A 9,634-nucleotide genomic window follows, 5' to 3' on the forward strand; every position below is an offset into this window, starting at 1 on the left:
GTAATCGGATTACGCTAAATTAACTAAAGCGCCCTGTCGTAAACAGGGAATCATCAGCAAGCAAAAATAAGGGGAATATTATGGATCGTCGCGATTTTATTCGATTAAGCGCAGCGGGTGTGGGTGCAGGTATGGTTGCACCGGCAATGGCATTGGCCGACAGCGGAAAACAGGCGGCAGGAAGCATCTATTATACAAAAGATGCGCCCGGCCGCTGGAGCGATAAAGTTGCAACGCACTTGCCCAACATTGAAATAGAAAAAGCGGGAGTGGAAGTCGTTGTAAAAATCGTCACCGCCCATGAAATGAAAGGTTACGAACACTATATTGTTAAGCACGTTCTGCTGGACCAAAGCTATAAATTCATAGGCGAATACCTGTTTAAGCCGGATAAGGACAAAGCCGCAGTATCGACATATACGCTGCATGATTATAGCGGCCCGATTTATGCGTTGAGCATGTGCAACAAACATGATCTCTGGTTGAATGGGGCGGAAGTGTAAGCATCCATTTTATGGATAGGATGGTAAGCGCTTCATTGTAGTCATTGCCGGAACATAATTTAACTAATGAAAAACCGCCAAGCTTTGCAGCCAAAGCCGAAAAAAATCCTAGTGATCGCTATGCGCTATCTCGGCGACGTGCTGTTGACAACGCCCTTATTGCATTCGTTGCGGCAGGCCTACCCTGATGCCCGGCTTGATGTATTAGTGTTCCGTAATACGGTTGCCATGCTACAAGGCAATCAGGATATTAATCATATTATTACCACGCCTAACCGCCCTAAGCTTCCTGATTATTGGCAATTATTCAGGCAATTATTCAGGCGGTATGATCTTGCTGTCGCCACTCAGGCGGGAGACCGTCCGTTTTTGTACACCTTGCTCGCCGCGCCGTTTCGGATTGCCGCCGTGCCGCCGAAAAACTCCACCGGCTGGTGGAAGCGATTTTTTGTTCAGCGTTGGACGGAATTCGATGACGAAAACACGCACACGGTCCTGCAACACCTTAAATTGTTGGATTTGATTGATGTCCCCCGGTGCTTTGCATTGGTGCCGCCGCAAATCGGCGACAGTCGGCAGTTAGCGAAGCAATTTCCTTTTTTGTCGGATAATACCGGCTACGCGGTTCTGCACCCGCATCCGCAATGGACATACAAGCAATGGACTGTAGAGGGGTGGATCGAGGTCGGCCGTTATCTCAAAGAGCTGGGACTGAAGCTGGTTCTTTCGGGAGGTTCCGCCCAGGAGGAGGTTGATTATGTCGCTACTATTCAACGTCAGCTTCCCGAGGATACGATCAATCTGGCGGGTCAGGTTTCGTTGGCGCAATTGGCGTACATCATTGCTCAAGCAAAATTATATATCGGTCCCGATACCGGCATCACTCATCTGGCCGCTGCAACAGGAGTCCCGGTGATTGCGCTTTATGGGCCGACCAATCCGGTAAAATGGGCGCCCTGGCCTTACGGGTTTAGTCAAAACATCAATCCTTTTCATAAAACAGGCTGTCAGCATGTTAATAATGTCAACCTCATTCAAGGTGAGGCAGATTGCGTTCCTTGTCATTTAGAAGGTTGCGACCGGTATCGGCAAAGCAGGAGTCAATGTTTGGATAAACTGTCCCCGGAACGTGTTAAACGCATGGCCGGGCAATTGTTAGGGAAGCGCTGACTTAGTCCTCTGACAGGCTCGGGACGAGCGGTAACGTATTGATTCCGTTCGTGGTGAGCCCGTCGAACCATGAACGGAAGCATTTTGTTCAGCGCTTCCTTAGGTCAATGATTGCTCAATCCGCAGCTATAAGTTTTGGGCATAGCAATCGGCTTAATGACAAAAAACTTACCCAATGGCCGCGCTTTTATGGAAAAATAACGCGCTAAAGCAGGATTTCGGCGGCGTTTACTTTTGATTGGGATAGCGGGAAGGGATAGGGCGTTCTTTTTAAGAAACAACAGCTTATTGGCTGTTTGCAAATCTTATGTCATCGAACATTGGCCGCAAGCTGCTCGATACCAACACACTGCGGTGAGAAGATCTTATTGTTGAACAAGACAGTAAAATGGTTTGTTTGACATTACCCTTGGAATCCGTTTCGCCAGCGCGGTTGCAAAATCCGTTATTTAACTTTGAAAAGTTAAAACGCAAAACTATTTATCAATTAATAGCGTTAATCAAAAAAGTCTATGGTTTCCTACACAGCGATTGCTGAAAAATCCCTTTTAATCTGCCGATGTGTGGCGATAATTGCGGCCATTGCCGCCCCGGCTTCTACGGCTGTTACCGGTGTGGCTTGCGTTGTCATGCTGCTAACCTGGCTTATTTCAGGGCAAGTTTGGCAAAGCCTGAAAAGATCGGCGGTGCAGCCTGCGGGGAAAATGCTGCTACTGTTTTTTGCCTGGCTTGTTATCAGCAGTCTGTACGCCGATACCTCTTGGTCGGATAAAATCGATACGTTGTCCAGCTGGAAAAAATTATTGTTCACTTTTGTCTTATTCGGTCTGTTTTATGAATCGCAGTGGAAAGCGCGTTTTATTTACTGCTATTTAGCGGCGATGTCTCTCGCCGCTGTGATCGCAGTCCCTTTGTGGTTGCTGGATATTACTGTAAGGTCGGGCAGGGAGGCCGGCATTTTTATGACCAACCACTCTTCGCAAAGTTTAGCGTTTGTGGTTGCCACCTTATGCTGTATTTTTTTGCTCAAAGAATCGCTCAGTCTGCAAAAAAAATCTTTGTTAGTCGGAGTGATGGCTTTGTTTTTGGTTAATATTTTTTTTATCAGTCCGTCTCGAAGCGGTTATCTTGCTTTGCCTGCCGCCGCCGCCTTTGCGTTTTTTATTCTGTATAAGCATAAAAAACTTCATTATATTCATGGTATTGTTGCAGCTGCAATGTTGTTAGTGATATTAACTTCAAGTACTTTACAGCAGCGTATTAAATTAGGATTGGAGGAAAAAACCAATTACCAGAGCAGTGAAAGTGTAACGTCTATAGGGATTCGCGTTATTTTTGCGCAAAATACGCTGGAATTAATCCAACAAAAACCGTTGTTTGGCTATGGAACGTCTTCTTTCAAGACGGTTTACAGCGCACATGTTGCCGCAAAATATCAAGATTGGCGCGGCGCACCGGCATCCGATCCGCATAATCAATATCTATTCGTCTGGCTGGAAAATGGTTTGGTCGGATTATTGATATTTTTAGCTTACATTTACACGGCTATCAGGCAGGGGGCAAGCCAGCAGCCGTATGGAGCGATTGCGGCGAGTGTGCTGGTTGCGGTTGCAGCCACCAGTTTGTTTAATTCAAACTTTAAAACCTTTCCAGAGGGACATTTGCTGGCTTTTTTTGTCGGTTGTTTATTAGCACGGCAGCCGAAGAATATGGCGGAGGCTGAGTGTGCTTAGCGTAATCATTATCACCAAAAATGAAGCGTCACATATTGGCCGCTGCCTGGAGTCGGTTGCGTGGGCGGATGAAATTGTGGTGCTCGACTCAGGCAGTGAGGATGATACGGTGTCCATTTGCCGCCAATATACCGATAAAGTCTATGAAACAGACTGGCCGGGGTTCGGCATTCAGAAGCAGCATGCGCTGGATAAGGCCAATGGCGACTGGATTTTATCGGTCGATGCCGATGAAGTTGTGACGTCGGAGTTAAGGGCGGAAATTGAAAAAGCGATCCAACAGGGAAACTGTAAGGGTTATGAAATCCCCCGCCTTTCCAGCTATTGCGGCAGGCAGATGCGGCACGGCGGTTGGTGGCCCGACTATATATTAAGATTGTTTCGACGCGATTGCGGCCGGTTCACCGATTCAGTCGTCCATGAGAATATTATCGTTCAGGGGCAAATCGGTCGCCTACGCTCGCCGCTGCTGCATGACGCCTTTGTAAATCTGGATGAGGTTTTGCATAAAGTGGACAGCTATTCAAGCTTGGGCGCGGAAATGCTCTATCAACGGGGCGTTCGCTCATCGTTGGGTAAAGCCGTCTTAAAAGGGCTATGGACGTTCATCCGCACTTATTGGATTAAAGCGGCTTTTCTGGACGGACGGCAAGGGCTGATGCTGTCGATTTCCAATGCGGAAGGCGCTTATTACAAATATCTTAAATTGCTGGAATTGCAAAACCGGCAGCCTCGTTAAGCATGAATTTAATTTCCGTTATCGTAACCACGTATAACTGGACGGCTGCATTGGAGCTTTGTCTGGACAGTCTGTTTGCCCAGCAAGATCCGGCGTTTGAAATCATCATTGCCGACGACGGTTCCACGCCGGCCAATCAGGAGCGGACCCAAGCCTATTGCGCCAACAGCCCGGTGCCGATTCGCTATGTTCATCACGAGGACCAAGGCTTCAGAGCGGGTACCATCAGGAATAAGGCGGTTGCAAGCAGTCAGGGCGGCTATTTGCTGTTTATTGATGGTGATTGTGTGCTTCGGCCTGATTTTATTGCCCGGCATCGGCAGCTGGCGGAACCCGGTTATTTTGTGCCGGGCAACAGGGTGTTGCTAAGCGAGTCGTTTACCCAGGAAGTCATTGAAAAACATATTCCGTTGCATCAAAAGCCGTTGAGTTATTTTATGTCCCTCCGGCTGCAAAAAAAGATCAACCGGGTTTCTGCTTTTATTCGGCTGCCCTTGGGGTTTTTAAGGAAATTGCAGCCCAACAAGTGGCAAAAAGCCATGACCTGTAATCTGGCGCTATGGAAAAGCGACTTTTTGCGGACGAATGGATTTGACGAGCTTTTTGAGGGCTGGGGTTTTGAGGACTCCGATCTGGTCATTCGCTTGATACATGCGGGCGTCAAGCGCAAGGAAGGTCGGTTTGCGGCGCCTGTGCTGCATCTATGGCATCGGCATAATGACAAGAGCAAGCAGGACCTTAATTATCAGCGATTGTTGGACCGTTTGGAGCAGCGGGATTTTATTGTCGCAATAAAAGGCGTATCTCAGTATTGTGGGGACGCGTCTAATGCGCCGCGCGTTTAATGAAATATTCAAAAAATATGAAAAAAAAATCTAAAGAAAGCGCCCAAATATACAAGCGTTTGTTGACCTATGTGAAGCCGCATTTAGGGCTTTTTGCAATCAGCATTATCGGCTTCCTGATTTATTCGGGTACCCAAACCTTATTTGCGGCCTTGATCAAACATATCATCGATACGCTGCAAACCGAGACGCGGGAGGGCATGAATTATCTGCCGCTATTGTTCAGCGGATTAATTATCGTGCATGGCATTGGCGCTTATTTGGGCAACTATTTTCTGGCCAAGGTATCTAACAATGTCGTGCATGCCTTGCGCTGTGAAATCTTCGATCAGTATACGCGATTGCCGACCGCCTATTTTGACGCACATAACAGCGGCTACATGATTTCAAGGATAACCAATAATGTCGGTCAGGTGACCCAGGCCACCACCGATGCGGTGCGCACCATTGTGCGCGAAGGCTTTACGGCGATAGGTTTGTTAATTTACCTGTTTTATTCAAACTGGATGTTGTCGCTGGTTTTTGTCGCCATAGCGCCGGTTCTTGTGGTGTTGGTCGGGTATGTCAGCAGACGCCTACGGGGGATCAGCAAGAAAATGCAGGAATCGATAGGCGACATGACCCATATCACCTCGGAATTGGTCGGTGGGCATCGGGTTGTGCGCAGTTACGGCGGCGAAGAATACGAGCGTCGGCGGTTTTTGGAGAGCAGTTTATATAACCGGAGCCAATCGTTAAAACTGTCAACGACGATGGCGATACATAATCCGATCATGCAGTTTATTATCGCGATAGCCTTGTCATTCCTGATGTACATGGCATTGTTCCTGATGAAGCAATCCACTGTCGGCGAGTTTGTCGGCTATCTGACGGCGGCTTTTTTATTGCCGAAACCGATCCGGCAGTTGAGCGATGCAAACAGCGATATTCAAAAAGGCATCGCGGCCGCCGAATCGTTATTTGAGATTTTGGATGAGCCGGGCGAATTGGATGAAGGCACCTATCAGGCCGAAAGATGCAAGGGAGCGCTGGAATTTAAAAACCTGACGTTTCAATATGCAGGCGCAAATGAACCGGCGCTGATCGACATCAATTTCAAGGCCGAGCCGGGACAGACTATTGCGCTGGTAGGGGCTTCCGGCGGCGGTAAAAGCACGCTCGCCAATCTGGTTTCGCGGTTTTATCCGCATGATACCGGGGAGATATTGCTGGACGGGGTTGAAATAAATACTTATCAGCTGGCGAATTTAAGAAAACAATTGGCGCTGGTCAACCAGCAAGTGACTTTATTCAATGATACGATAGCCAACAATATCGCTTACGGGGCGCTTGCAACCGCATCCCGAAGTGAAATAACCCAGGCCGCAACGGATGCCTATGCGATGGAATTTATCGCCAAGCTGGAGCAGGGACTGGATACGGAAATAGGCGAGAATGGCGTCAAGCTGTCCGGTGGGCAGCGGCAAAGATTGGCTTTGGCCCGTGCGCTGCTGAAAGACGCGCCCATCTTGATACTGGACGAGGCGACATCGGCGCTGGATACCGAATCTGAGCGGTATATACAGGCGGCGCTGCAAAAGGTCATGAGCAACCGGACGACGCTGGTTATTGCCCACCGGTTATCGACCATTGAAAACGCCGATATAATTTTGGTGATGGATCATGGCCGAATCGTGGAAAGAGGCACTCACCAGGAACTGATTGCAACGAATGGGGCCTATGCGCGCTTGCATTCCATGCAATTCAAGGAACATCGTAAGGGCGGTAAGCCGGTTGCCGCTACTGAAGCATTAAACTCAGGCATTGCTTAGGGAGCATTATTTTGAAGACATTTATTTCCGAGCTTGGACAGCATAAGGCTATGATGAAGCGCCGGATTGATTGTCGGCATGTTGCTGGGGAGCTGGTAGCAGTTTCCTCGTCGGGATGCCGTAAAAAGATATTAAACGCAGTGGGAGCTGCAAGGTTGAAAGGTATGGTTGTTATCGGAATAACCGGATATGGCGCTATTTACGACAGCATCGGCGCAGGAGATAGAAGACCAAAAATAGGCGCTTTAGGCGACGTAGGAACGGTTGCCGAGGAGGCCTATTAATGTTGGCGGCTGTACCTGAGTTTGGGCGGGCTCGAATCATAGTCATCGGCGATGTGATGCTGGACCGATATTGGTCCGGGCAGGCCTCGCGTATTTCGCCGGAAGCGCCTGTGCCGGTGGTTCGTGTTAAAGCTATCGAAGATCGCGTCGGTGGTGCGGGCAATGTCGCGCTCAATATTGCCAAATTAGGCGGCAAGGTCACCTTGTTGGGCGTTGTCGGCGATGATGCCGAGGGCGATATATTAAGGCGTCTGCTGGAAGCGGAAGGCGTGGATTGCGACTTTGTAGTCGAGCGGGATATTCGCAGCATCTGCAAGTTACGGATTATGGCGCAGCATCAACAGCTTATCCGGCTTGATTTTGAAGAGACGGCTCTCAGGTTTGATGCAGCTGCCTTGCGTGCCAAGCTGGCCGAGTATCTGCCCAAGCATGATACAGTTGTTTTCTCCGACTATGGCAAAGGAACGTTGGCGGATGTTTCGGCGCATATCATTGAGGCTAAGCAGGCAGGTCTTAAGGTTTTGGTGGATCCCAAAGGCGTGGATTATCGGCGTTACGCCCAAGCGGACCTGATAACGCCAAACCTGTCTGAATTGCAGGCAGTAGTTGGCGTCGCTGAACATGAAGCAGATTTGATAGAAAAAGGCCGGGGCCTGTTAACGCAGTATCAAATCCCGACGCTTTTGCTGACTCGCGGCGAAGCGGGGATGACCTTGATACAGGAGGTTCATGTACATTCATTGCCGGCCCAGGCCAAGGATGTCTTTGATGTAACCGGCGCCGGCGATACGGTTATTGCCGTGATGGCTCTTTGTGTGGCATTGGATATGGCGTTGCATGAGGCGATGTATCTGGCTAACCTGGCGGGAGGTATCGTGGTCGGAAAGCTGGGTACGTCGACCGTATCAATGCAGGAGCTAACGCGCGCCATGCACGGCGATCGGGATTCACAGTATGGTATCGTTTCGGAAGATGAGCTGGCGCATATATTTGTTGGCGCAAAGGCTCACGATGAGCGGATCATTATGACCAATGGCTGCTTCGATTTGTTGCATGCCGGACATGTGACTTATTTACAGCAGGCAAGGGCCTTAGGTGATCGCTTGGTTGTCGCCGTGAATTCCGACGCGTCGGTTAGGCGGCTCAAGGGCGAGACCCGGCCTATAAATGGATTGCAGGAGCGGATGACGGTTTTGGCGGCATTAGCCTGCGTCGACTGGGTGGTTTCATTCGAAGAGGAAACCCCTGAAAGACTGTATTGCAGATTGTTGCCGGATGTTATCGTCAAGGGCGGCGATTACAGTGAGGAGCAAGTCGCCGGTGGCGATTGCGTTATTAAGGCGGGCGGCGAAGTAAAGATTTTGCAGTTTGTCGACGGTCAGTCGACGACGGCGATGATTAAAAAAGCGAGGGGATTGGAATGATTGTTGTCACGGGCGGTGCCGGTTTTATCGGTAGTAATCTTATTCGGGCATTAAACCAGCGCGGCGAGCGCAATATATTGTTGGTCGATCATCTGGTTAATGGGCGGAAAATGCACAATATCGCCGATCTTGATATCGCCGATTATATGGACAAGGAGGAGTTTATAGAGAAAATCGGTGTGGCTCACTTTTTTGATGGGGTGCGGGCTGTTTTTCATCAGGGAGCGTGTTCTGCGACGACGGAATGGGATGGGCGGTTTGTGATGAAGAACAATTATGATTATTCCAAGCGCCTGCTGCATTGGTGCATTGCAAGGAATGTCGCTTTTATGTACGCGTCATCTGCTTCGGTTTACGGTGACGGCAAGCATGGCTTTCGGGTTGAGCGCTGCTGTGAGCATCCTATCAATATGTATGCTTATTCAAAGTTCCAGTTCGATCAGTATGTTCGCCCTTTATTGGCTAAAACAAAAAGCCCGATTGTCGGTTTTCGCTATTTTAATGTTTATGGGCCCAGGGAGCAGCATAAAGGCTCTATGAGCAGTACTGCACTGCATTTTAATCGGCAGCTTATCGAGCAAAAAAAAGCAAGACTGTTTGAAGGGTGCGACGGCATGGCTGACGGTGAGCAAAAGCGCGACTTTGTTCATGTTGATGATGTTGTCGATGTAAATCTGTGGTTTTTAGATCATCCAGAGCAGCGCGGAATATATAATGTGGGGACGGGGCAAGCGGAAACGTTTAATGCGGTAGCTCGGGCGGTGATTGATTGGCATAAGGGAGGAAGTATTGAGTACATTCCTTTCCCAGATCATTTAAAAGGGGCTTATCAGAGTTATACGCAAGCCGATATTTCCGGTTTAAGAGAGGCGGGTTATATGAAGGAGTTTCTGACCGTTAAGCAGGGCGTCACAAAATATCTTGATTGGTTAAACGCATAAAAGGATTTTTAAATAATAACTTCTTGACCATATTGGCTGTAGTTGTATAATACGCAGCTCTTCCGGGTATGAAGCCTTTGGAAGGGCGAGCAGGATGCTTGGTAGGAAATAAAGCCAGCAAGGACGTTGACAAGTTAAGTGAGTAGGTTATAATGGCCGGCTTCTTACGGGCTTATCAGTAAGC

9 protein-coding genes are annotated in these 9,634 nt (G+C 48.8%); all 9 read left to right on the top strand.

What is annotated here, in order from left to right; genetic code table 11:
- The first annotated feature begins 80 nt into the window (after nucleotides 1-80).
- The 9 genes from B0F88_RS10610 (at nucleotide 81) to rfaD (ending at nucleotide 9,450) form a co-directional block, all read left to right on the top strand.
- Nucleotides 81-503, top strand: coding sequence for a desulfoferrodoxin family protein (locus B0F88_RS10610; RefSeq protein WP_104423908.1), 423 nt, complete (start codon nucleotides 81-83; stop codon nucleotides 501-503).
- 66 nt (nucleotides 504-569) lie between these two features.
- The gene (gene rfaQ, locus B0F88_RS10615; RefSeq protein WP_104423909.1) at nucleotides 570-1,673 is read left to right on the top strand and encodes a putative lipopolysaccharide heptosyltransferase III; all 1,104 of its coding nucleotides are present in this window, start codon (nucleotides 570-572) and stop codon (nucleotides 1,671-1,673) included.
- Nucleotides 1,674-2,455: 782 nt separating this feature from the next.
- A complete protein-coding gene (locus tag B0F88_RS10620) occupies nucleotides 2,456-3,406 on the top strand; it encodes an O-antigen ligase family protein (protein ID WP_258076618.1) in 951 nt (316 codons plus the stop codon).
- On the top strand, nucleotides 3,399-4,145 hold the full coding sequence (locus B0F88_RS10625) for a glycosyltransferase family 2 protein (RefSeq protein ID WP_104423911.1): 747 nt from the start codon (nucleotides 3,399-3,401) through the stop codon (nucleotides 4,143-4,145). The genes B0F88_RS10620 and B0F88_RS10625 overlap by 8 nt, the downstream gene beginning before the upstream one ends.
- Before the next feature lie 2 nt (nucleotides 4,146-4,147).
- Nucleotides 4,148-4,990, top strand: a complete 843-nt coding sequence (locus tag B0F88_RS10630; protein WP_104423912.1) for a glycosyltransferase family 2 protein — start codon at nucleotides 4,148-4,150, stop codon at nucleotides 4,988-4,990.
- A gap of 17 nt (nucleotides 4,991-5,007) precedes the next feature.
- Nucleotides 5,008-6,801: a lipid A export permease/ATP-binding protein MsbA gene (msbA, locus tag B0F88_RS10635; RefSeq protein ID WP_104423926.1), complete on the top strand. Its 1,794-nt coding sequence runs from the start codon at nucleotides 5,008-5,010 to the stop codon at nucleotides 6,799-6,801.
- An 11-nt stretch (nucleotides 6,802-6,812) separates the two neighbouring features.
- Nucleotides 6,813-7,085, top strand: a complete 273-nt coding sequence (locus B0F88_RS10640; protein ID WP_104423913.1) for a hypothetical protein — start codon at nucleotides 6,813-6,815, stop codon at nucleotides 7,083-7,085.
- Nucleotides 7,085-8,509, top strand: a complete 1,425-nt coding sequence (gene hldE / locus B0F88_RS10645; protein WP_104423914.1) for a bifunctional D-glycero-beta-D-manno-heptose-7-phosphate kinase/D-glycero-beta-D-manno-heptose 1-phosphate adenylyltransferase HldE — start codon at nucleotides 7,085-7,087, stop codon at nucleotides 8,507-8,509. The genes B0F88_RS10640 and hldE overlap by 1 nt, the downstream gene beginning before the upstream one ends.
- A complete protein-coding gene (rfaD, locus tag B0F88_RS10650) occupies nucleotides 8,506-9,450 on the top strand; it encodes an ADP-glyceromanno-heptose 6-epimerase (RefSeq protein ID WP_104423915.1) in 945 nt (314 codons plus the stop codon). The genes hldE and rfaD overlap by 4 nt, the downstream gene beginning before the upstream one ends.
- The last annotated feature ends 184 nt before the right edge of the window (nucleotides 9,451-9,634 follow it).

This window comes from Methylobacter tundripaludum (assembly GCF_002934365.1).
GTDB classification, from domain to species: domain Bacteria; phylum Pseudomonadota; class Gammaproteobacteria; order Methylococcales; family Methylomonadaceae; genus Methylobacter_A; species Methylobacter_A tundripaludum_A.